Source organism: Acinetobacter sp. 797_lipA (assembly GCF_058243025.1).
Window position 1 is genome coordinate 1,531,484 of record NZ_JBZAYQ010000001.1, and the last position, 22,211, is coordinate 1,553,694.

General features: G+C 40.4%; 21 protein-coding genes. 9 read left to right on the forward strand and 12 right to left on the reverse strand.

The genetic code is table 11. From position 1 onward, the window contains the following. The first annotated feature begins 203 nt into the window (after window positions 1-203). Together AC4CU2_RS07405 and AC4CU2_RS07410 are read left to right on the forward strand one after the other, a co-directional pair. On the forward strand, window positions 204-1,730 hold the full coding sequence (locus AC4CU2_RS07405; protein WP_058869725.1) for a TerC family protein: 1,527 nt from the start codon (window positions 204-206) through the stop codon (window positions 1,728-1,730). Between the two features lie 244 nt (window positions 1,731-1,974). Continuing rightward, entirely contained in the window at window positions 1,975-2,706 is a 732-nt protein-coding gene (locus AC4CU2_RS07410) for a hypothetical protein (RefSeq protein WP_279698342.1), read from the forward strand. A gap of 24 nt (window positions 2,707-2,730) precedes the next feature. Here the strand turns inward: AC4CU2_RS07410 and thiM are convergent, their stop codons facing one another. The 3 genes from thiM to AC4CU2_RS07425 all read right to left on the reverse strand — a co-directional run bounded on the left by thiM (window position 2,731) and on the right by AC4CU2_RS07425 (window position 5,219). Continuing rightward, the gene (gene thiM / locus AC4CU2_RS07415) at window positions 2,731-3,606 is read right to left on the reverse strand and encodes a hydroxyethylthiazole kinase (RefSeq protein ID WP_279698343.1); all 876 of its coding nucleotides are present in this window, start codon (window positions 3,604-3,606) and stop codon (window positions 2,731-2,733) included. An 11-nt stretch (window positions 3,607-3,617) separates the two neighbouring features. Continuing rightward, window positions 3,618-4,775, reverse strand: a complete 1,158-nt coding sequence (locus AC4CU2_RS07420; protein ID WP_017397110.1) for a hypothetical protein — start codon at window positions 4,773-4,775, stop codon at window positions 3,618-3,620. Window positions 4,776-4,961: 186 nt separating this feature from the next. Then, the gene (locus AC4CU2_RS07425) at window positions 4,962-5,219 is read right to left on the reverse strand and encodes a hypothetical protein (RefSeq protein ID WP_279665947.1); all 258 of its coding nucleotides are present in this window, start codon (window positions 5,217-5,219) and stop codon (window positions 4,962-4,964) included. 424 nt (window positions 5,220-5,643) lie between these two features. On the opposite strand from AC4CU2_RS07425, the gene pepN reads away from it, so the two are divergent. Continuing rightward, the gene (gene pepN, locus AC4CU2_RS07430; RefSeq protein WP_490768550.1) at window positions 5,644-8,253 is read left to right on the forward strand and encodes an aminopeptidase N; all 2,610 of its coding nucleotides are present in this window, start codon (window positions 5,644-5,646) and stop codon (window positions 8,251-8,253) included. A 282-nt stretch (window positions 8,254-8,535) separates the two neighbouring features. Then, on the forward strand, window positions 8,536-9,042 hold the full coding sequence (locus tag AC4CU2_RS07435) for a peptidase associated/transthyretin-like domain-containing protein (protein WP_279678206.1): 507 nt from the start codon (window positions 8,536-8,538) through the stop codon (window positions 9,040-9,042). Window positions 9,043-9,112: 70 nt separating this feature from the next. On the opposite strand, the gene AC4CU2_RS07440 is transcribed toward AC4CU2_RS07435, so the two are convergent. Beyond that, the gene (locus AC4CU2_RS07440; RefSeq protein ID WP_004696899.1) at window positions 9,113-9,556 is read right to left on the reverse strand and encodes a universal stress protein; all 444 of its coding nucleotides are present in this window, start codon (window positions 9,554-9,556) and stop codon (window positions 9,113-9,115) included. Between the two features lie 85 nt (window positions 9,557-9,641). Further along, window positions 9,642-10,085, reverse strand: coding sequence for a universal stress protein (locus AC4CU2_RS07445; protein WP_058869721.1), 444 nt, complete (start codon window positions 10,083-10,085; stop codon window positions 9,642-9,644). A 301-nt stretch (window positions 10,086-10,386) separates the two neighbouring features. Here AC4CU2_RS07445 and AC4CU2_RS07450 point away from each other — a divergent pair, with 301 nt between their 5' ends. The 3 genes from AC4CU2_RS07450 to AC4CU2_RS07460 all read left to right on the forward strand — a co-directional run bounded on the left by AC4CU2_RS07450 (window position 10,387) and on the right by AC4CU2_RS07460 (window position 12,390). Further along, window positions 10,387-11,400 (forward strand): alpha/beta hydrolase, encoded by a 1,014-nt coding sequence (locus AC4CU2_RS07450; RefSeq protein WP_195728016.1) that lies wholly within the window; start codon window positions 10,387-10,389, stop codon window positions 11,398-11,400. A gap of 82 nt (window positions 11,401-11,482) precedes the next feature. Beyond that, window positions 11,483-11,827 (forward strand): DMT family transporter, encoded by a 345-nt coding sequence (locus AC4CU2_RS07455; protein ID WP_005401176.1) that lies wholly within the window; start codon window positions 11,483-11,485, stop codon window positions 11,825-11,827. Window positions 11,828-11,832: 5 nt separating this feature from the next. After that, a complete protein-coding gene (locus tag AC4CU2_RS07460; protein WP_114837629.1) occupies window positions 11,833-12,390 on the forward strand; it encodes a TetR/AcrR family transcriptional regulator in 558 nt (185 codons plus the stop codon). Between the two features lie 62 nt (window positions 12,391-12,452). On the opposite strand, the gene AC4CU2_RS07465 is transcribed toward AC4CU2_RS07460, so the two are convergent. The 5 genes from AC4CU2_RS07465 to aceR form a co-directional block, all read right to left on the reverse strand. Further along, a protein-coding gene (locus AC4CU2_RS07465) for an IS3 family transposase (protein ID WP_395475001.1) occupies window positions 12,453-13,675 on the reverse strand; the annotation gives its coding sequence in 2 pieces (ribosomal slippage) (window positions 12,453-13,339 and window positions 13,339-13,675; 1,224 coding nt in all). A 94-nt stretch (window positions 13,676-13,769) separates the two neighbouring features. Then, window positions 13,770-14,945, reverse strand: coding sequence for a benzoate/H(+) symporter BenE family transporter (locus AC4CU2_RS07470; protein WP_183173112.1), 1,176 nt, complete (start codon window positions 14,943-14,945; stop codon window positions 13,770-13,772). A gap of 125 nt (window positions 14,946-15,070) precedes the next feature. Beyond that, entirely contained in the window at window positions 15,071-15,721 is a 651-nt protein-coding gene (gene leuE / locus AC4CU2_RS07475) for a leucine efflux protein LeuE (protein ID WP_234963865.1), read from the reverse strand. A 70-nt stretch (window positions 15,722-15,791) separates the two neighbouring features. After that, window positions 15,792-16,778 (reverse strand): transaldolase, encoded by a 987-nt coding sequence (gene tal, locus AC4CU2_RS07480; protein WP_058951893.1) that lies wholly within the window; start codon window positions 16,776-16,778, stop codon window positions 15,792-15,794. 92 nt (window positions 16,779-16,870) lie between these two features. Further along, window positions 16,871-17,758: an HTH-type transcriptional regulator AceR gene (aceR, locus tag AC4CU2_RS07485; RefSeq protein ID WP_490768551.1), complete on the reverse strand. Its 888-nt coding sequence runs from the start codon at window positions 17,756-17,758 to the stop codon at window positions 16,871-16,873. Window positions 17,759-17,857: 99 nt separating this feature from the next. Between aceR and aceI the strand changes: the two genes are divergently transcribed. After that, a complete protein-coding gene (gene aceI / locus AC4CU2_RS07490; protein ID WP_062032662.1) occupies window positions 17,858-18,292 on the forward strand; it encodes a chlorhexidine efflux PACE transporter AceI in 435 nt (144 codons plus the stop codon). 45 nt (window positions 18,293-18,337) lie between these two features. Here the strand turns inward: aceI and AC4CU2_RS07495 are convergent, their stop codons facing one another. Both AC4CU2_RS07495 and AC4CU2_RS07500 read right to left on the reverse strand, forming a co-directional pair. Further along, the gene (locus AC4CU2_RS07495) at window positions 18,338-18,889 is read right to left on the reverse strand and encodes a hypothetical protein (protein WP_110973961.1); all 552 of its coding nucleotides are present in this window, start codon (window positions 18,887-18,889) and stop codon (window positions 18,338-18,340) included. A 105-nt stretch (window positions 18,890-18,994) separates the two neighbouring features. Then, window positions 18,995-20,512, reverse strand: a complete 1,518-nt coding sequence (locus tag AC4CU2_RS07500) for an acetyl-CoA C-acetyltransferase (protein WP_490768552.1) — start codon at window positions 20,510-20,512, stop codon at window positions 18,995-18,997. A 241-nt stretch (window positions 20,513-20,753) separates the two neighbouring features. Between AC4CU2_RS07500 and AC4CU2_RS07505 the strand changes: the two genes are divergently transcribed. Next, complete coding sequence (locus tag AC4CU2_RS07505; RefSeq protein WP_489773782.1) at window positions 20,754-22,145, forward strand: 3-oxoacyl-ACP reductase; 1,392 nt, start codon at window positions 20,754-20,756, stop codon at window positions 22,143-22,145. Window positions 22,146-22,211 lie beyond the last annotated feature (66 nt).

Consider the following 22,211-nt stretch of genomic DNA (forward strand, 5'->3'; position numbering starts at 1 on the left):
GAGATTTCGATATTTTTATGTATTTTTTGCATAATAAGTGGTCGAATATTAAAATTTTGTTAAAAACCATAAAAAAATTATTACAAGCCAAACATCTCAGGCATAATTATTTCATCTTTAGTTGAACAGGTCACAAATATGGATCCGTCGCCGTGCAGGTCTATGCTTTTAAAACAGAAACATAATTCTGGGGTAATAAAATAATGGAATTTTTATTAGATCCGGGAATATGGGTAAGTTTACTTACGCTTATTATATTAGAAATTGTTTTAGGTATTGATAACCTAGTCTTTATTGCCATTTTGGCTGAAAAACTTCCCCCTGAGCAACGCGATAAAGCGCGTGTCATTGGTCTGTCGCTTGCACTTTTAATGCGTCTGGGCTTGCTGTTTATCATCACTTGGTTAGTTACATTGACTCGACCGCTGATTACTGTATTGGATTGGACATTCTCTGGGCGAGATTTGATTCTTTTATTTGGTGGCTTATTCCTAGTGTATAAAGCCGTTACCGAATTGCATGAAAAAATTGAAGGTAAGCCAGAAGTTAAGCTGACCACCAATGTGGTCTACGCAGGTTTCACCGCAGTTGTGGCACAGATTGTGATCCTTGATGCGGTGTTCTCACTAGATTCGGTGATTACCGCGATTGGTATGGTCGACAACATTAATGTGATGATGGTGGCTATGGTCGTTGCAATGGTGGTCATGCTGTTGGCGTCGAAACCATTAATGACTTTTGTAAACCGTCATCCGACTGTGGTCATCTTGTGTTTAAGCTTCTTACTGTTGATTGGTATCAGCCTGATTGCGGAAGGTTTTGGCTTCCACATTCCTAAAGGTTATATCTATTCGGGTATTGGTGTTGCCATTGCAATTGAAGCCTTTAACCAATTTGGTGAGCGCAATGCGGCAAAACATGAAGCGAAAATTCCTCTGCGTCATCGTACTGCGGATTCTATTTTAAAACTCATGGGTGGCAAGCTCCAAGCTGAAGACCCTGATCAGCTTCAAGCGCAAGAAACTTTTGCGGATGAAGAACGTTATATGATTGGCGGTGTATTGACGTTGGCTGAACGTTCAGTCGCGTCGATCATGACACCGCGTAGTCAAATTTCGTGGGTCAATCTTGATGATTCACCTGAGAAAATTCGTGAACAGGTATTGTCTGTACCGCACAGTTTATTTCCAGTGTGCCGCGGTAGTTTGGATAAAGTGATCAGTATTGCGCGCGCCAAAGAATTGCTTGATGTCTTAGATGATGAAGAGCAATTGAAAGACCTGATCAAACGTCATCGTCCAATTTACATTTTTGAAAAAATGAAAGTCATTGATGCGATTAATACGCTAAGAACGTCTAAAGGTTCACTGGTTTTGGTGAGTGATGAGTTTGGTAATGTGCAGGGCCTTGTTTCACCGCTTGACGTATTTGAAGCGATTGCTGGAGAATTTCCCGATGCCGATGAGCAACTTGATTTGGTGAAGATTGATGATCAGACGTGGAAGGCGACAGGCATGCTGGATTTATATCAGCTTGAACTGGAACTTGGGATGATCGATTTGGTTGAAGAAGATGCGGGCTATATTAGTGTTGCTGGTTTAATCTTAGATAAAACCCACGGTGATGTACACATTGGAACTCAACTGGACTACCGTGGTGTTCACTTTGAAGTGCTTGAGTTGGATTCAAATCGAATTAAGACAGTAAATATTACTTATCGTACTGCTTAATCATTGCAATAATAGATTGTGAGAAAAATGTCAGCTTCGTGCTGGCATTTTTCTGCTTATAAAACAAGCGCTATGCACTTAAATAAAAAGCAGTTATTCTATGCCTGCAATTGGGCTGTCGTATTTCGTACTTGAAATTACCTGTTTGGTGAAGACAGCTTGTTTCTATCCCTATGGTTATCAAAGCATTGCATTTAGACTATAGCAGTAAAACAAGTGATCAAAATAAGAACGGAAATACTTCATGCAACTTATGGAAAAGGTCGTTGATTTTAAAAAGCTTTCAGTAGAGAAAAAACAAGTTCTATTTGAAGAGCTTGAAACTTTTGATCGACAAATTTTCCCAAATGCAATCCAAGAAGAACTACATCAATTAGTATATAACCCTGATGTAGTGGCATTACCAATTATTCGTTTTTATCATCGCGGAAAAATAGTTGGGCAAAATATTATTGCTATATTGAAGCTTAAGACAGCGCATCAACCTTTATATATTCTTAGCTCGCGTGCAGCTTTTTTACCTGATTACCGAAATCAAAACAGAACACTTTTATCCGCAATTCGAGTGACCTTGGGTTATCGTTTAAAATATCCCACGCGTCAGTTATGGTTTGTTTCGAGTTTGATGCAGCCAAAAGTATATCGGCTGTTTACTTCACGTTCAAAACGCTTTTATCCGCGTGCAGAAGTGCCAATGCCTAAGGATTACTTACAGGTTCTTGATCTAATGCAAAACCGTCATGTGAATGTGCAACAGCGCAGTGAGGATGTGTTTGTGCATCCTTGTGTACTGCCGCAGACCACGCCTGAACAATTGATTCGGCTTCGAAATCGAGCCAGTCGTCATATCAACTTTTATATGCAACATACGCCTGATTATTTTATTGGTATGGGTTTAATGTGTATCTGTAAATTAGATCTGTTGACTCTGCTAGAAGCGGCGATGAATGTGCTTTTAGGGCGAGAAGTTACCTAAGCAGAAACTCTCGCCATACTTTATTTAGGCTGAGGTACGGATAAGCTGTATATCCGCATATTTATAAATGGTTTCAGCTTTCATTTGATGAATGTGATCTATAAACGCTACATTAAAACTTCCTGTGCTTTGGCTTCGGGCATATGCAAGCTGCCCAGCAATGGCAAAGTGGACATGCGCAGACAGCGCTGCAATGACAGGATTGGTGACTGCGCTATAGGCTGCAATTAATGCACCAAGGGCACAACCTGTAGCAGTAACTTTGGGTTGTAAATGTGAACCACCATTGACTTGGATTACAGCATCAAGTTGTTTGGAGAGAATATAGTCAGACTCACCAGAAATGGCAATGACTTCAGCCTGCGCTAAAAGTGTTTTTGCTTGATGGTAAACATCAGCACTGCTTGCAGTACTATCAACGCCTTTGGTTTCGATCTGGTTTCCCGCAAGTGTGCTGATTTCAGATGCATTTCCACGAATAACCGTGGGTTGAAAAGCCAATAGCTGATCCACCATTTCAGAGCGCCACTTTAAAAACGGCCCATATCCCACAGGGTCTAATACCCACGGAATGTTTTGCTGCTGCGCGGTTTGTGCCGAGATTTGCATGGCTTGCATTTGTTCAGAGGTTGGCGTACCTAGATTAATACTGAGCGCTGCACTAATGCGTGTGAAACTTTCAGCTTCAAAGGGATTATCAATCATGGCAGGTGAGGCGCCTGCAGCCAATAAAACATTGGCTGCATAGTTGGCAGCCACACTGTTGGTGATACATTGTACCAAAGGTTGTTGCGTTTGCAGGGCAGTCCAAGCTTCAGCAACATATGCCACCAAGACATCGGTTTGGTCTTGAATCGATTGTTTTGTGTTAAGCAAGGACAGGTCTAAAAGCTGGGTCATAGTGGATGCCCTTATTTGGTGAAATAGTGGTCTTGATGCTTACATTTGCGACAAAATAAAGTCACATATTGGTCGGCATCATAATCTACGGTGAGCTCATTTGAACCGCAGTACATACAGCGTTTTTGTGAGTAGAAACTCAAACGTGGTTCAATTTTTTGCCATGAACGAGAGACAGGCTGAAAGAAAATGGCTTCGTCATAGCCTAAAAAGCGGAAAAATAAAACTTCGCTCATTTTGCTGAATGGTAGGTTATGCGGTCGAGGCAGCGTTGAAGTTTCCCATTTTTCAGCCACACTGCGTTCACGGTATTGTTGTAAAGTTTTTTTCAACAAGTTGGTGTTAATAAAGTTTTCATTTCTGGGTTGTAAGGCTTTACGTTCATATAAATACTCCAATGCAGTTTGGATTAAATAATAAATTTGTCCGACCGCGAGTACATCGAGTAAACGATAACAAAACACTTGGAAACTGTTATTTCCTGCAATTTGAATGCCCCAAGTACGACAGTAAAACTGCATAAATTGGATAATTTCCTGATAGAGCAATTGGTACAAGGCATTTTTGACTTCATCCGCGGTCTTAAAAGGCACACCAAGGCTAAGATTTTCATAAAACCAATAACGTAACTGCTGCGTAACACTAAATAGGCTGGGTTCAGAATAGCCGTCCAAACGCACATTAATATAGTACTGATGGGCTTCACTGGCAAAATCTTTGGCAACGAGGATTTGTTCTTTTACCAGTTGTTTGACGAGACTATTTTGAAATAGATAATTGGGGGTAATACTAAAATATTTGATCTGTTCCCAATCAATAAACTCTTGATGTTGTGTATGTTCTTGTGCGTAGTCATCTAACAGGGCCAATAAAAATAATTTATGCATAAAACTGAGCTGGCCCAGTTCAAACTCATAAATGTCCTTGGTTTTGGTTTTACGTTGTTCTTGCTGACGAGTTTCTTTCAATATTTTTTTGCGCTGCGCTAAGCAACTGTCGCAGTGGCAATTTAGATTTGAATTGCTAAAAACACGATGTTGGCAGTGGCTACATTCATGAAAGTTAATTTCTTTGTCGTATTGTTCAGCATCCACCCAAAACATGGCCGCCTGACAAAGTGGACAAGGCGTGCTTTCATCAAGTTGTTTGTGCAAAATTTGAAGCGACATAAGATGAATTTGAGACTCAGGATTTTCTCAAATTATACACGCTAAAATTTCAGAAAGGCGTTGTAAATTGCAGTGTAATTGAACAAGCAGAGGTGCTTTGTAAACGCTAGACGGATGAAGCAACGCAGTGGCGAATATAGGGCAAAAAAAATACGGCATGCACCGTATTTTTTGGACTAGTAGAATTTAAACGGGGCAAGGTAGAGAGTCATCTTCCATACCTAATTTTTTAGCTTGAATCATGGCTTGAACTTTTCTGCTTGGCAACTTTTTACTCCCTAGTGTGTCGTAGTGATTTAAAATGCTGCTGACATCGTGTGCTTGTAAAGGCATCCCTTCACAGCTCATGAACAGGGCAATGACTTTATGATCAATTTTTGCAGCATGCATGGCTTGCAGCATTTTTATATTTTCGACGCGGACGATATGGTCTTTTAAGTACATCTCACACCTCTATTTGTTTTGCTTAAGTTTTATCATGCGCTATGCATATTTAGATACAAGCAAAAACTGTGCACAAAATGTAGCCGATTTGAAAATTAAGTTAGATATTTGAAAAGAGCTGGCTTTATATCTTATCGATGTCTTTAAGTTTCTCAGCGTTTGAATGGTAGAGAGCTAATGGCACTGTGCAAGTCTAAAGGCTGGTGCAAATATTGCTAGACAAGCACGGCACGATGTGAGGAGTTGTTTGTTTATTATTCACTTGGTGCAGTCATATGCGCGGGATAGGAACAATAGAATTGAAAAGCTTGTTCAACGTGCCCATATAAATATCATTCAACATACACAGACAGCATGGCAAACTTGTCGTATGATCAAAACATACACAATATAAAGCTGTAGACCAATAGCATTAGGACATGACATGAATATTGCGGCAAATCCAATTATTGAAGCAGATCAAACCGTCTATTTAAAAGACTATCAAAAACCATCTTTTTTAGTAGATAGCATTCACCTCGATATTCAAGTCTATGATGAGCATAGCCAAGTTGATGCTGTACTGGAACTGACGCGCCAAACCGACGGTGATTTGGTTTTACTTGGTCGTGATTTAGAGTTGAAAAGTGTAGTCCTGAATGGCCAGCAACTCAGCCAAGAGCAATATGTGCTTGATACTGAGCAGTTGGTGATTCGTAATGCACCAAATCAGATCAAGCTTGAGACATCGGTGATCATTCATCCTGAGTCAAATACACAACTTGAAGGTTTATACCAAGCCGCATCAGATTTGTTTGTTACCCAAAATGAGCCTGAAGGATTCCGTAAAATTACCTTTTACCCAGACCGTCCTGATGTCCTTTCAGTCTTTACCACACGTGTAGAAGCTGACAAAAAATATCCAGTGCTCCTTGCCAATGGTAACTTGATTGAAGCGGGCGAGGCGGGCGAAGGTCGTCACTATACCATTTGGCAAGATCCAACCAAAAAACCAGCGTATTTGTTTGCTTGTGTGATTGGTGATTTGGCTGTTCTAAAAGATCGTTATGTGACCTCTGAAGGCCGTGATGTGGCTTTGGAAATTTATGCTGAAGAAAAAGATATTCCGAAATGTCATATTGCAATGGAAGCCTTAAAGCATTCAATGCGTTGGGATGAAGAACACTATGGTCGTCCCTATGATTTAGACAACTATATGATTGTGGCTACCAGTGCGTTTAACATGGGTGCGATGGAAAATAAAGGTCTAAACATCTTTAATACGTCATGTGTTTTGGCGGATGAAGAATATACGACAGATGCCGCGATTATGCGTGTACAGTCGGTCATTGCCCATGAGTATTTCCATAACTGGACAGGTAACCGCATTACTTGCCGTGATTGGTTCCAATTGTGTTTAAAAGAAGGCTTAACGGTTTTCCGTGATCAATCTTTCTCAGAAGATTTGCAGTCTGCTGCGGTTCAACGTATTGATGACGTTGCGGTACTCAAAGCGCATCAGTTCCCAGAAGATTCAGGCCCATTGTCTCATCCACCGCGTCCTGATCATTTTGTGGAAATCAATAACTTTTATACTGCAACGGTCTACGAAAAAGGTGCGGAAATTAACCGCATGATGGCTACCTTATTGGGCAAAGAAAAATTCCGTAAAGGAACTGATGAGTACTTTGAACGCCATGATGGTCAAGCTGTGACCGTTGAAGACTGGGTAGCCGCTTTAACCGCAGGTTCAGGCGTAGATTTATCCAATTTCTTAACATGGTATAACCAACCTGGTACACCAAAGTTAGAAGCGGAAGGTCATTATGATGCTGCTGCGCAAACCTATACTTTAAACTTTAAGCAAAGTTTAAAAGCACATCCTAAGTATCCGAACCTAAAAGCTGTTCCAATTCCTGTCGCTTTAGCACTGTTCGATGCTGCAACAGGTGAGCAATTGGTTTTAAACTCAGACAGTTTATTTGAAAATACCGTCAAAGACGGTGTGTATCTTTTTGACCAAGACCAAGCCAGCATTGTGTTTAGTGGTTTAAGCACGAAACCTGTCGTGTCATTACTGCGTAATTTTTCTGCGCCCGTCAACTTAGAATTTAACTATACCGATGAAGAGTTGGCGTTCCTGATTCAATACGAAACCAATGGTTTTAACCAATGGCAAGCAACGCAAACACTGCTTGAGCGTATTTTACTCAATGGTCATGATGCGCATATTTATATTCAAGCTATTAAAAACACACTGTCAGATCTCGTTGAACAAGATCCACTCTTGGCATCACGTTTATTTGATGTGCCAAGTGAAGGTTATTTAGGTAGTCGCATCGACACCGACTACGAACCAGCGAAGATTCAAGAACAACGTAATGCTTTAATTGAAAAACTGGCACGTGAGTTAGGTGAGTTCTGTAAAGACACTTATTTGGCTTTAGACCCAGATTTGCAAAAAGAGTTCTCACAAGCCATGGGAGTCCGTGCGCTAAAAAACATCATGCTTAGTATGATGGCACGCCAAGGTGATGAAAGTGCTTTTGAGCTGGCGTATCAGCAATACGAAGCTACAGGCAATATGTCTGAACGTTTAGGCGCATTACGTGTCTTGGTGTGGAATGATGCACCGCAAGCAGAAGCAGCTTTACGTGATTTTTACATACGGTTTAAAGATGAGGCTTTGTCACTAGATCAGTGGTTCACACTTCAAGCGGCACATCCTTGTGCTACGACGGAAACCATTCAATATCTCACTTCACATGCCGATTATGATTTGGGCGTACCGAACCGCATTCGTTCAGTGAGTGGCGGCTTAAATGCAAACCCAGTGAACACATGGAGTTTTGGTGTGGATCATTTTATTGGGCTGGCAAAATATTTAGATGAGAAAAACCCAATTGTTGGTTCTCGTTTACTTCAAGTTTTGTCTCGTTGGTACACATTGGCAGAGCCACAGCGTAGCGAAGTGAAAGCAAAGCTTGAGGCTTTAAAACCACAAGTGAAATCTAAAAATGTCAGTGAGACTTTAAGTAGTATGTTAAGTATTTGATAAAAAGTTTTCTAAATTTTAAGCATTTTCAGGCTATTTTTCAGTAATGGGAAATAGCCTTTTTATTGATTTCATTAAAATTAAAAATACAGTCACTGAATAAATGTAGCGAGATAAAGTATTTATTTACTTGAATTTTTTCTGACGGAAAACAATTTAAGGAGGAATTTGGATAACTTAGTCACAAAAAATGATCAATTAAATGTTTCTTCTACATATTTTCTTCATAATTTATTGGCTTTCTGTTACATTTCGCCAGATTTCTTTAAAAGAGTAATAAAAATGAATAAATTATTAGCGGCCTCTATGATTTCTGCAACAGTGCTGATGACAGGTTGTGCGAGTATTATTAAGGGGTCGACTCAAACGCTAACGTTTACCAGTGTTCCAGATTCAGCCAAAATTGAAATTAAAAACCGTGCAGGACAAAGTGTACATGTTGGGCAAACACCTACAACAGTAAGCTTGAAAAAAGGTGCTGGTTATTTCAAACCAGAAGAATACCAAATTACTTTTAGTAAAGATGGGTTTACGCCGAAAACGGTGGCTGTCAAAGGCACAATCAGTGGTTGGTATTTTGGTAATATTATTTTTGGCGGACTGATTGGCTTACTGGCGGTAGATCCAGCGACAGGTGCAATGTACAGCTTTACACCAGAGGATATTAACGCTGTATTAGAAGCTAATAATACAGAGAAAATGCCTAAAAATGACAAAGCCTTAGCGGTGGTATTTACAGATCAAGTGCCTGAAGATGTAATGGCACGCGCGATTCAAATTAAAAACTAATGACGTAAGTTCTGCATTTTGCCGAATAGATACATAAAAATCCCTCGGTTTCGAGGGATTTTTATAGACATTAAACTTTTACGATCAGCACAGGTATCGGAGACTGTGTGAGAACATTCTGCGCCACACTACCTAACATCATCTTTTTAAAACCTGTACGGCCATGTGAGCCCATCAAAATTAGGTCTGCACCGACTTCATCGGCCACATGAATAATACCTTCAGAAGGAGAGATGCCGCGAATCACTTTGGTATCCACCTCAATTTCATCGCGGTCAAATGAGAGCTTTACTTCGGCTAAACGGTCTTGAGCGACTTTTTCAGCATGTAGGAAATAGTCGGTGATGGCTGGTGCAACTTTATAAAAGTCGACTCCGACAAATGGATCGACTGCAATCACGCTCATGAGTGTTACACGACTATTTAAATCTTTGGCCAACTCAAGTGCTTGTTCAACAGCAGCATAAGACATCGGGGATTCATCGACGGCAACCAAAATGTGTTTGTAGCTCATTATCTTCTCCTTAATGGTGCATCTTTATGCGGATTATTTTGCAGTACATGCGAAATCAATTCATATAAAGACGCGTTATAGTTGATTAAGCTTTAACAATGAGAACTGGGAGCTCAGTAGACTTGAGAACATCTTGAGCAAAGCTGCCTAATAGGAATTTTTGAAAGCCTTTACGGCCATGTGAACCCATCACAATCAAGTCATTTTTTAGTGAAGCGGCTGCTTCGACCACAGCATCTTCAGAGACTTCACCTTTGATGATTTTAGACTGTGCTGTTATACCTTGTTCTTGTGCAATTTGAACAGCATCCTGAAGGGCTTTCTCAGCATTGTTGTAGGCTTGTATGAAATAGTCTTTCATGATTGGAGAAGTATAGTAAAAATCAGCATCTTTGAGAGGGTCTTCAGCAACTAAGCTAATCAATGTGAGTTGACTGCCAAAAACTTTGGCAATTTCAGCCGCTTGTTTAACCGCAGAAAAAGAAATTTGTGAACCGTCAACAGGGACTAAAATATGTTGGTAAGCCATCAGAGGGACTCCTTTTGTATAAGATTTAGTTCTTGATTTATTGATAACACACTGCCATTAAATGTTCAATTTTGATCGGGCTAAAAATTGAAAATTCATGAAATTTAAAGAAAATAATTCAAAAAAAAGCCGATTTACGTCTCCAAAATCTTGAGTGAAAAACTCAAGTTTCAGATTTAAAGCAATATTCTCTAAAAGGTGCTTCTAGTGTTTAAATGAGGCTGAAATGAGACCTGTTTAATCATGCGGTGTGATAGAGATTGTATTAGAATCATTTGAAAAAAGGGGAGAGCCGAACAGTATGATTTTTCAATCAATAATAAAAGTACTTAGTACTGTTTTCATGATTGTGCTATTGAGCGCGTGTCAAAGTGTAGAAAAGAACACCAAACTGATTGCGGGTACATTTAACACAGCAACCAGTATTCAAATGAAAATGCTGGATCGTTTTGCTCCTCCCGATGTCATCGTACATAATAATATTCCATATCAAGCTAGTCCTGAGCTGAATGTTGACATCTATCAACCCCAAAATATTGAGCAATTAAACACAGTGCCCACGGTGGTTTGGATTCATGGCGGCGGGTGGGTTTCGGGGTCAAAAGAGCATGCGCGAGGTTATTTCAAACTTTTGGCCAATCAAGGCTTTAACGTGGTCTCGGTAGAGTATCAGTTTGCACCTGAGGCTATTTATCCCACTCAGTTACAGCAAGTCGATCATGCACTGAATTTCTTACAATTGAATGCTGCTCAGTATCATATTAACCCGAACCAGCTGTATCTAGCAGGAGACTCTGCTGGAGCCAATATTGCCAGTCATTATGCTGCACTTTTGACGAATCCCGCATTTGCTCAAGCATCCAATTTTAAGCCGAGCATTCAGCCGAAACAGCTTAAAGGGCTAATTTTGCATTGTGGTATTTATGACTTATATCGCTTTGTGAACACCGCTCCTGAGGAACTCAGGTTCATTGAATGGGGCGTTTATAACTTGGTTCAAGCGTATACAGGAGAGCGTAAAGAGGATGCAGCTTTTTTAAAGTCAATTTCAACCAGTGAGCATATTACGCCACAGTATCCACCTGTATTTATTAGTGGGGGAAATAAAGACTTTTTAACCAAGAGCCAGTCTTTACCTTTCGTCGAGGTGTTGAAACAGCATCAGGTTGCAGTCACGGAGGCTTTTTATCCAGACTCTAAGGAGTTTTTGGTGCATGAATATCAGTTCATGATGAGCAAACAAGCGAGTCAGATCACCTTTGATCGAACTATTGATTTTATAAAGCAAGCCTCAAGGCCGACTGAAACAAAATAAAAAAGTATGCAGAAAGCCTTGTTTAGTTTTTGCTATTTTAATAACATACCGACCGAACGGTATGTTTATTGTTGAGTTTCTGATGAATCCTATATTAATGGCTTATGCTTTGCTGGCGATGGCAATTATTTCTGAAGTGATTGGTTCGACTTTTTTGGTAAAGTCGGAAGGTTTTACCAAGCTATTGCCTTCACTGGCGGTAGTAGTTTTATTTTCGTTGGCATTTTATTTATTGTCTCAAGTGATTAAAGTGATTCCATTGGGTATTGCTTATGCGATTTGGGCGGGTGTTGGTATTGTTTTAACCGCTCTGATTGGTTACTTTGTTTTCCGACAAAGTCTAGATTTCGCAGCAATGATCGGTATTGCACTGATTGTTTCTGGTGTGGTCGTGATTAACTTATTTTCAAATTCAACAGGGCATTAAGTTCGATGCAACAAGCAAGTCCACGTAAAAAGGCACCAGAACAGGTTCGCCGAAGTATTCTACAACATGCGATCTGTTTGGCTGCTGAAAAAGGCGTGACTGGGGTCTCCATACAAGCAGTGGCTGATTTGGTTGGCGTGAGTAAGGGTGGTGTTTTTCATCATTTTCCAAACAAACAAAAGCTACTTGAAGCGATGGTTGTCGAACAGCTTGAACAATTAGATCGTGTAGTTGATGAGTTGATTAGTCAAGACCGTGATCGTTATGGTTGCTTTACCCGAGCCTATATCGAGATTACTTTGGAAAAGCAGGTGCTAGGCTTGGAGCATTCTTGGTCAGCTATTTCGATGATTATGCTGACGGACCGTACCTTTAATGAGTATTGGATAGAATGGCTTGATAAACGTTTAGCGCGACATCAGGATACAGACAATGATTTGGAACTTAAAATTTTGCGCTATGCTGCGGATGGCATTTGGCTCACAGCATTTACTGAGGTGGAAAATTTGTCTGAGACCATGCAACTTAAGCAAGAATTGATTCAACGAAGTTATCAGCATTAATTTTTCAAGTTAGCAATATGTCTTGTCCTGAAATAGATTGACAGTATCCACTTCAAACCGAGTTAAGCAATTAGCTCGGTTTTAGTTTGTTCATACATCTGATTCGGGGTGTTCATATTTAAACTTAAATGTGGTCTATAGTAATTATAAATCATGATAGATTCCGTAATTAAGTGATCTAACTCCTTCATGGTTTGACATCGTGTAGTTAAAAACTCCTGCTTTAATATTCCATTAATCCGCTCTGCTAATGCATTTTGATAACAGTCTCCTCCATCTGTCATGGAAGGACATATCCCATAATGGCGCAATGCCGATTGATATAGCTCAGAGCAATACTGAGAGCCTCTGTCTGAATGATGAATCATCCTAGTCGCTCGATCCGTCACATGCTGCATCGCCATATGTAGAGCCTGCATAACATTCTCCGCACGCATATCATTCGATAACTTATAACCTTTAATCTGACGGGTATAAGCATCTGTCACCAATGATAAATAATGTACGCCTTCAGCACTCTCAACATAAGTAATATCACTAACAAAGACTTCGTTGGCTTGCACTGCTGAATAATCCTTTAATAAATTTGGATGCTTCTTCATCCAATGCTTGCTATCCGTAGTTTTTGTATAGCGACGCTTGGGGTGAATCAATAAATTATTTTCTTTCAATATTTTAAATAACTGATCCCGTCCACACTTTAAACCACGCTGCAACAATTTGCCTTTAATAAGCCAATACAGCTTACGTGTTCCGATACTTGGCATGAGACAGCGATACTCCATAATCAACTCGAGTATTTGTTCGGTTATTTGTGCAGTCATTTGAGCACGTTTTTCTGCTTGATAATAAGCTTGTCGAGTGATTCCTAACCACTGACAATAACGTGAAACGCTTAGTCTTCTTTGGCTTTGCCAATCTTTGAAACGTGCTCGGTATACTTTTTTCCAAGATCAGTCCCACACTCTTTATCAATGTGATAAATCACATCCTGTATAAATTCAGTTTTGAGCTTTTCTGCGGCTAACTGTTTTTCTAATTGGCGGATTCGTTGTTGGGGTGTCAATTGACGTTTAGAAGAAGTCGGCATATTCGAAGTCCAATCTTGTTGTCCGTGCTTGCGTAACCATACCAGCACAGTTGATCTTCCTTGAATACCATATTTTGCCTGAGCTTGTTTATAAGTAATTTGCCCTTTTTCTACTTCATGTACCACCATCATTTTAAAGGCCAAGCTATAATCACGTTGTGTACGTTTAACTCGTTGTTCTCGTGCATGTTCCATAAAATAAGTCTCTTAAGGTGTAAACTTATTTCAGGACGGGACAATATTTAAAAATAAAAAAGCACCCTCGATGGGTGCTTTTTTATATGAGGGCTTAAACTTTTTTGGCTTTAAACTTAAATATCAGCATAACTGCAAAACCAAAGAGTAGTCCCCAAAAGGCAGAGCCAATGCCAAAGAACTGTACCCCAGATGCGCTGAATAAGAACGTCATGAGGGCTGCCTCACGGTCTGATACCGCTTCAAATGCAATCGCGATGTTATGACTAATCGTGCCAAACAAAGCAATACCAGCCAAGGCTGTAATAAAAATCGCAGGGAAAGACAACAAAAGGCTGGTCAGGGTGGCTGCGAATAGTCCCATTAAGATGTAGAAGAAACCGCAGCTCATGCCCGCAATATAGCGTTTTGATGGATCAGGGTGAACTTGTTCATCTAAACTAACAGCTGCACTAATTGCTGCGGTATTGACACTATAACAGCCAAAGGGTGCAAGTAAGGCTTGAGCGGTACCCGTCCAACCAATCAGTTGATTGACGTGGGGGTTATAGCCATAGCTTTTAATCATGGCAATACCGGGTAAGTACTGCGATGCCATATTGATCACAAACAAAGGCAGCGCTAAACCTAAAATAGCAGACATACTAAATTCAGGCATCATCCAAACAGGTTGCGCTAGGCTCCATGTGATTTGAGGCGTATGGAAGTCTAAGAACAACGGGCAGAGTAACAAGCCTGCAATCACTGTAATGACAATGCAGTAACGTGGAGTAAGTCGCTTAGAAACAATATAAGCCGCCAGCATGGATAAAATAAAACCCCAATGGTCTTGCATACTGGCGAACAATGAAATACCAAACTTCAATAACACACCAGCTAGCATGGCACTGGTTAGGCTTTGCGGGATATACGTCAGAACTTTTTCAAAGATACCGAAAAAGCCCAAAATGGCAGTAACTAAACCACAGACCAAAAATGCACCAATTGCTTCATGCAAACTATAACCACTGCCTGTCGCAATAATTAAGGCCAGTGCTGCCGTAGACCATGAGGTCGATACAGGATATTTAAGTTTCCAAGATAAAAGCAGGCCACTCAAACCAATACCCAGACCTAAAGCCCAGAACCATGAGTTGATTTGCGCGGTATTTGCACCTAAGACTTGGGCGGATTGAATGACCAAGACTGAAGACACACTAATGCCAATGAGAAAGGTAATAAAACCTGCGAATACTGCTGGAACTGAGAAATCTTGAAATAATTTTTGCATGAAGATCAAAACATAATTTGAATGAGTGAAAATTACTATTGTTCAAGGATCATACGCTGGTTCTTGAAAAAGAAAACAGCACACTATGGATTTTTTATCGAAAATAATGAGATTATTCACGAGAATTACAGTGTGGAAAGTGCCAGTTTTAAGCCGAAGCCACAAAACAGCAGACCGACGGTCGCCACCGCAACGGCGGCAACTTTAAACTGTCGGTTGAAATAGCTCGCCAGCTTAATACCTGAAAAAATCAGGATACTAAGATAGGCCATACTGATGATTTGTAGAATAATAGAAAGTAAGGCAAAGCTCAGTGCTGGGTAGGCATAATTTGGGTCGACAAACTGCACAAAAAAAGACAGATAAAACAAAATGGCTTTTGGGTTTAAAAGGCTAATGGTCAGCGCTGAACGAAAAGGATGTAAGGTTTGTAATGTGCTCTGGTCTGTACTTGCTGCAAGCTGTTGCGGGCTGGACTTCCAGGTTTTGATTCCTGCAATCAAGAGTTTTATACCTAAATATGATAGATACAGTGCACCTACAATTTTTAATAAAATAAACAGCCAAGGAAAAGCATGTAAAAGAGATGCTGCACCCAGCACGGTACATAGAATGAGGATCAAATCGCCTGTGAAAACACCTAATGCACCCCAGTAACCTGTCTTAATACCAAATCGTGAGGCAATGGACATCACATAAAGAGAATTTGGGCCTGGCAAAATCACAATTAGAGTTGTACCGATGATATAAGTACCGATATCGATAATACCAAACACAACGTATTCTCAATAAAAAAGCCGATGTTGCATGATAACAAAATCGGCTTTTAAAAGAAGAAAAATCAAGTTAAGCTGAAATTTCTTCATCTAAACCAAAAGACTGACGTAACAGTGTGTTCAGTTGTTGACGAGCTTTAATAAATCCATCAATCCCCCCTTGTAGCAGTTGCGTTGCCATGAGGTCATGTTCAATTTGATCTCTAAACTCAGTTTCACCGAGTGGGTCAAGTGGTGCTGTCGCAGGCATAACATCACTTGCAGACAGTTGTGCTTTGACTTCACGCGTATCTTGCTCAAGTGCAGCCAATAAATTAGGTGCAACAGTGAGTAGGTCGCAGCCAGCTAGTCCCAACACTTGGTCAATGCTCCGGAAGCTTGCGCCCATAATTTCTGTTTTAACCCCATGTGCTTTATAGAACTGGTAAATTTGCTTCACAGAAAGTACGCCAGGGTCTTTTTCAACGGGATAGCTTTCCACGCCTTCGGCCTTTTTGTACCAATCTAAAATACGTCCAACAAAAGGTGAGATTAAAGTGACATTCGCTTCCGCACAAGCATGTGCTTGATGCACACCAAACAAAAGCGTTAAGTTGGTATGGATGCCTTCAGCTTCCAGCACTTTCGCTGCTTGAATGCCTGCCCATGTCGAAGCAATTTTAATTAAAATACGATCCTGATCTACGCCGTAGTTTTTATATAGCGCCAGCAGCTCTTTGGCTTTTTCAATGGTGGCATCGGTATCATAAGACAGCGCTGCATCCACTTCTGTGGAAACACGACCTTCAATCAACTTGAGAATTTCAACACCAAATTTGACGGTAAGAATGTCGATTGTGCGTTCAATAAGTAAGTCATCTTCTAAGCCTTCAGCTTTGGCTTGAGCGAAAGCATCTTCAATTAATTCCTTATTTTCAGGTTGACTTGCAGCGGCTGTAATTAGAGATGGATTGGTGGTTGCATCGAGCGGACGAAATTGGTTAATCGCCGCTAAATCGCTACTGTCGGCAACAATGGTGGTTAAGCTTTTTAATTGGTTTAATGCGGTTTGTGTCATTGATCGTTCGTTCTTAAAGTTATTACCCGTAAATTATTTATAACACAAACTGCTTTTAACCCAAGTGGATTCGGACGTTTTAACAGCAGTTATTATACTTTTTTACGCTGATTTCTAATGTATTGGATTAAAAAACGTGCAGCTGCACCCAATTCACTTTCACGACTCCAGACCAAGTCTACAAAATATTCAAACTTGGGGGTGAAATCCAGCAGATCTAATATTTTGAGCTGAGTTTTGAGCTGATGGTTTTCATTCAACATTTCTAAGGGCAAAACACCCCAGCCAAAATTTTGCATGATTAAGGCGCAAGCCGAGTGATGGTTGTCTGTCCGCCAATACTGTTTGGAATACAGCAACTCTGGCTTAATGCTTTTATCGCGACTGGCAACCACGATTTGACGACTGTGTTGGATTTGTTCAAAGCTGACTTGTGAAAATTTCGCCAGAGTAAAGTCCTTATTGGCAACGGGAACTAAAGTTTCGAGTTTTAATTCTACAAACTGTTCGCTGCTTTCCAGTTGTTCACGTTCAAACATCAGTGCCAGTTGTGCTGTACCATTGAGTAACATTTTCTGAGCATCTTCTTGAGGTGCAGAAAAAATATTGATTTGTAGACTGGGAAATTCGGCTTCTAATATTGCGATGTAGTCGATCCATTGCATATGTAGAAGCTCAGATACCACTACAATGTTGAGCGAGGACTCCAAACCGTGGCTTAGGGCATAGGCATGCTGTTTCCATTGATTCATTTCAGTCAGTAGTTGCTCGGTCTTTTCGTACAAGGTCATGGCTTGTGCTGTTGCTGTAGGCTCACGTCCTTCGCGTAAGAAGAGCTGTAGGTTTAAGTCTATTTCCAAGTTAGCAATTGACATACTCACGGCCGATGGTACTTTCCCTAACTTGCGTGCAGCAGCTGAAAATGAGCCTGACTCAATCACAGTTTTAAAAATAATCAGTTGCTCTTGATTGATATTCATAATTTTCTATCTTTCAATTTTATTGAAAGAATCTAACTCGATTAATCAGTATTATAAAAATAAAATAGCCAACATTCAATCATGAAAGAGTAATTAAAAATGTTGATTTCCAAAAGAAGGATTATTCATGCGCTCAGCTATGAAATCATCCTATTGGTGATCATTGCTGTTGCCTTAAGTTTCATATTCCATATGCCTTTAGAAGTCACAGGTGTACTCGGTATTGCCATGGCTGTCACTTCGGTCATATGGAATATGGTGTTTAACCATTTTTTTGAAAAGTTTGAAGCGAAAAGAAAGCTAAAAAGAACCATCGGCGTGCGTGTTCTTCACGCGATTGGTTTTGAAGGTGGTTTGATGCTTGCAACCATCCCAATGGTCGCATATGCAATGCAAATGAGTATTTGGCAAGCCATCGTACTCGACTTCAGTTTAACCATGTGTATTTTGGTTTATACCTTTATCTTCCAGTGGTGTTATGACATGCTGGAAGCTAAATTGGGTATTCAACCTGAAGCACAATATTCAAATTAAAAATAAGCCACGCAATGTCGTGGCTTTTTTAATATGCAGCGATTCTTATGTGAATTTTCTAACATTGAAAATATAAGGGATCATCAAGGCGAAAAGAACCGTGAGGGCATAGTGTAAGCTATTCACTACAGCGCTAATATACGGATGAGCAAAGCCTTTTAGATAGACCATGGTTGCGCCTTTCTTTGTACTGGAATCTGTGTATGGGATTTCATCACTGATCAAAAACCAGCTTAAGCAGAAAAAGAGCAACATAAAAATAAAAAACAATAAGCCTAACGGGCTAAACATTGAACGTTGCTGTGTATTCAGTTTTGCGTAGTGTAGTTTAATGTGCTGGATTTGTTGTCTGTTGAGCTGTACGCGAAAATAATTGATAAAAATAACGACAATACATATGAAAGTACATATAGCAAAAAAGTCATTGAGAAATTTATGTGGACTGGATAAGTTGGATGCGATGGTATTTGGAAACACACCTTGAAAGTGAACATCAAAACTGACCATAAGGAGTGCTAGTCCTAAGGGAATGAGGTAAAAATAATAATAGCGAATGGGTGTATTGAGATAAGCCAACAATGAGGATGAATTTCGCATAGTTTTGTATTTGGTTATTTTATTTTTTATCTATAGAGCAAATTGATGGTTTTGACCAGTTAAAAAGCACCTCAAAAGAGGTGCTTTTTAACGGCGAAGGCGAGATTATTTTTCAATAATCGCTGTTACACCTTGACCACCTGCAGCACAAATTGAAACCAGTACGCGACCTGAACCTTTTTGGTTAATCAACTTCGCAGCAGTAGCAATGATACGACCACCCGTAGCAGCAAATGGGTGACCTGCTGCAAGTGAAGAACCTTTTACGTTGAGTTTAGTGCGGTCAATTGAACCGAGTGGAGCATCTAAACCTAAACGGTCTTTACAGAATTTTGGATCTTCCCAAGCTTTCAAAGTAGAAAGTACTTGCGATGCAAATGCTTCATGAATTTCGTAGTAGTCGAAGTCTTGAAGTGTAATGCCAGCACGCTCAAGCATACGTGGAACTGCATAAGCAGGCGCCATCAATAAGCCTTCTTTTTTCTCAACGAAATCAACAGCAGCTGTTTCTTGGAAGGTTAAGTAAGCAAGTACTTCGTGACCGTTTGCTTTGGCCCATTCTTCTGACGCTAAAAGCACACAAGATGCACCATCCGTAAGTGGGGTTGAGTTACCCGCAGTCATGGTACGCGCATCGCCTTTACCAAAAGCTGGTTTGAGCTTAGCAAGTTTTTCAACAGTAGAGTCAGCACGTAAGTTGTTGTCACGCTCTAAACCTAAGAATGGTGTGATTAGGTCATCGAAGAAACCTTCTTCGTAAGCTGCAGCCATTTTTTGATGTGAAGATGCAGCAAGTTCGTCTTGTGCTTCACGTGCAATACCCCATTCAAGCGCAGTAATAGCTTGGTGATCACCCATAGAAAGACCTGTGCGTGGCTCACCATTTTTTGGCGCATCCATCAAGTCTTTTAGGTTGATTTTAGTTAAAGCTTTTAAACGGTCTTTACCCGTTTTTGCAATGTTGAGTTCAAGCAATGCTTTACGTAAACCATCACCAAACGCAATTGGTGCATCAGAAGTTGTATCTACACCACCAGCAACACCCACTTCAATTTGGCCCAGTGCGATTTTGTTGGCAACTAAGAAGGCAGCTTGTAAGCCAGTACCACATGCTTGCTGAATATCGTAAGCAGGTGTTTCTGGTGCAAGTGCAGTGTTTAGTACACATTCACGGGTCATGTTAAAGTCACGGCTGTGCTTAAGAACAGCACCAGCAACCACTTCACCAAGACGTTGACCTTGAAGGTTAAAACGTTCAACAAGACCGTTTAGCGCTGCTGTGAACATATCTGTATTCGAAGCGGTGAAATATGCGCCATTTGAGCGAGCGAAAGGAATACGGTTACCACCGATAATAGCCACGCGGCGAACAGTGTTTTGACTCATGGTTTGATCCTGTTGAACAGCAGTTTGAGTTTTTGGTTTTAAAGCATTTGTAGAAGAAGCGGGGCTTTTACTACGAGTTGACGCAGCACGGGTGCGAGTCGGCTTAGTCGTGTTATTTACTGATTGGGTTGTTGTGCCAGTACTTTTAGTTCTACGAGATGTACTTTTTGATGTATTTGACACAGTTTCCGTAGCAGAATTTTCCACTGCTGGATTTTCTTGAGTTGTTTTGCTCATAAGGCTTTTCCAAGCATGTTAATCTATTCTTAGGGTGTACATTAGCATATTATAAAAAGGGCTGAATTGACTAGAATGACATTGCAACAGGCTTTCAGGTCAAGACATATCATCTATAACTCAAGTATGATTCTATAGAAACCGATGGAACTATTGAAATATAAGACTCTAGACATCACTTTGAAGTTAAAAGGATATCTTTGAATCCATCAACAATTAATTTGTATGAGAGATAAAAAACATGACTGATCAATACCAAACTTTTGCAAAATCTCCGATTGGTAAATTTGTCATTAAAAATTTGGGTTTACCTGCACCAACTTTTTTAGACCGTTTTGAGTCAGCAACGCCTGTGATTAAAGGTGCTGTTTTACTGGGTGCAGCAACAAACAGTTCATTGTCTGGTGTAATTGCACAAATTTTAGCCAATGTCCATGCCAATAGCTATGCGGGTAACAATGCACAGTTACAACAAGCTGCGGCTAAAGTGGGCTTAAACTTAAGTGCATTTAATGCAGGCGACAAAGAGTCTAAATTCAAAGTTGTTATTTTTGATGCATCAGGCATTGAGTCATCAGAGCAACTCAATGAGTTATATAACTTCTTTAATCCTATCGCACGCCAAGTGGCTGCTTCTGGTCGTGTGATTGTGGTAGGCACTACCCCTGAAACTGCGGGTAGTGTGAAAAAAGCGATTGCACAACGCGCGCTTGAAGGCTTCGTGAAGTCTGTTGGCAAAGAATTTAAAAAGGGTATTGCAGCACATTTGATTTATGTGGATGCAGGTGCAGAAGAAAATCTTGAGTCAACTTTACGTTTTGCAGCATCGCCACGTTCTGCTTATGTTTCTGGTCAAGTGATTCGCGTTTCTAAAGCTGCTGTTGTAGATGTAGATTGGGCTAAACCATTGGCAGGTAAAACTGCTGTAGTGACAGGTGCGAGCCGTGGTATTGGTGAAGCGATTGCACATGTCTTGGCACGTGATGGTGCGCATGTGATTTGTTTAGATGTACCACAGCAACAAGCAGATCTTGACCGTGTTGCAGGTGAGATTGGTGGTTCAACACTGGCGATTGATATCACTGCAAATGATGCTGGTGAGAAAATTAAAGCTGCGGCAGCTGCTCAAGGTGGTTTAGACATTATCGTGCATAACGCAGGCATTACTCGTGACAAAACTTTGGCAAATATGAAGCCTGAGCTTTGGGACTTGGTGATTAATATTAACTTGTCTGCGATTGAACGTGTAAATGATTATTTACTTGCGAACGACGGTTTAAATGCCAATGGTCGTATTGTATGTGTATCATCGATTTCAGGTATTGCAGGTAACTTAGGTCAAACCAACTATGCTGTGTCGAAAGCAGGTGTCATTGGTGTAGTTAAATTTACAGCTCCAACTTTGACGAATGGCATTACCATCAATGCGGTTGCACCAGGTTTCATTGAAACCCAAATGACTGCTGCAATTCCATTTGCAATCCGTGAAGCGGGTCGCCGTATGAACTCGATGAGCCAAGGTGGTTTACCTGTAGATGTTGCTGAAACCATTGCTTTATTTGCAGCGACAGCATCGACAGGTTTAAACGGCAACGTGGTACGCGTTTGTGGTCAAAGCTTGTTGGGTGCTTAATTTAAAAGCTTGAATTTATCTCTCCTTTAGAGGGGGAGATAAACTCTTTATATTATAAATGGGATG

What these genes read in the sequence shown, in the direction of transcription:
- AC4CU2_RS07440 (WP_004696899.1), bottom strand. Translation starts at nt 9,556, where the DNA reads ATGAGCTACAAACACATTTTGGTTGCCGTCGATGAATCCCCGATGTCT.
- AC4CU2_RS07425 (WP_279665947.1), bottom strand. Translation starts at nt 5,219, where the DNA reads ATGTACTTAAAAGACCATATCGTCCGCGTCGAAAATATAAAAATGCTG.
- AC4CU2_RS07455 (WP_005401176.1), top strand. Translation starts at nt 11,483, where the DNA reads ATGAATCCTATATTAATGGCTTATGCTTTGCTGGCGATGGCAATTATT.
- tal (WP_058951893.1), bottom strand. Translation starts at nt 16,778, where the DNA reads ATGACACAAACCGCATTAAACCAATTAAAAAGCTTAACCACCATTGTT.
- AC4CU2_RS07495 (WP_110973961.1), bottom strand. Translation starts at nt 18,889, where the DNA reads ATGCGAAATTCATCCTCATTGTTGGCTTATCTCAATACACCCATTCGC.
- AC4CU2_RS07405 (WP_058869725.1), top strand. Translation starts at nt 204, where the DNA reads ATGGAATTTTTATTAGATCCGGGAATATGGGTAAGTTTACTTACGCTT.
- thiM (WP_279698343.1), bottom strand. Translation starts at nt 3,606, where the DNA reads ATGACCCAGCTTTTAGACCTGTCCTTGCTTAACACAAAACAATCGATT.
- AC4CU2_RS07460 (WP_114837629.1), top strand. Translation starts at nt 11,833, where the DNA reads ATGCAACAAGCAAGTCCACGTAAAAAGGCACCAGAACAGGTTCGCCGA.
- pepN (WP_490768550.1), top strand. Translation starts at nt 5,644, where the DNA reads ATGAATATTGCGGCAAATCCAATTATTGAAGCAGATCAAACCGTCTAT.
- AC4CU2_RS07505 (WP_489773782.1), top strand. Translation starts at nt 20,754, where the DNA reads ATGACTGATCAATACCAAACTTTTGCAAAATCTCCGATTGGTAAATTT.
- AC4CU2_RS07435 (WP_279678206.1), top strand. Translation starts at nt 8,536, where the DNA reads ATGAATAAATTATTAGCGGCCTCTATGATTTCTGCAACAGTGCTGATG.
- aceR (WP_490768551.1), bottom strand. Translation starts at nt 17,758, where the DNA reads ATGAATATCAATCAAGAGCAACTGATTATTTTTAAAACTGTGATTGAG.
- aceI (WP_062032662.1), top strand. Translation starts at nt 17,858, where the DNA reads ATGTTGATTTCCAAAAGAAGGATTATTCATGCGCTCAGCTATGAAATC.
- AC4CU2_RS07500 (WP_490768552.1), bottom strand. Translation starts at nt 20,512, where the DNA reads ATGAGCAAAACAACTCAAGAAAATCCAGCAGTGGAAAATTCTGCTACG.
- AC4CU2_RS07420 (WP_017397110.1), bottom strand. Translation starts at nt 4,775, where the DNA reads ATGTCGCTTCAAATTTTGCACAAACAACTTGATGAAAGCACGCCTTGT.
- AC4CU2_RS07410 (WP_279698342.1), top strand. Translation starts at nt 1,975, where the DNA reads ATGCAACTTATGGAAAAGGTCGTTGATTTTAAAAAGCTTTCAGTAGAG.
- AC4CU2_RS07445 (WP_058869721.1), bottom strand. Translation starts at nt 10,085, where the DNA reads ATGGCTTACCAACATATTTTAGTCCCTGTTGACGGTTCACAAATTTCT.
- AC4CU2_RS07470 (WP_183173112.1), bottom strand. Translation starts at nt 14,945, where the DNA reads ATGCAAAAATTATTTCAAGATTTCTCAGTTCCAGCAGTATTCGCAGGT.
- AC4CU2_RS07450 (WP_195728016.1), top strand. Translation starts at nt 10,387, where the DNA reads ATGATTTTTCAATCAATAATAAAAGTACTTAGTACTGTTTTCATGATT.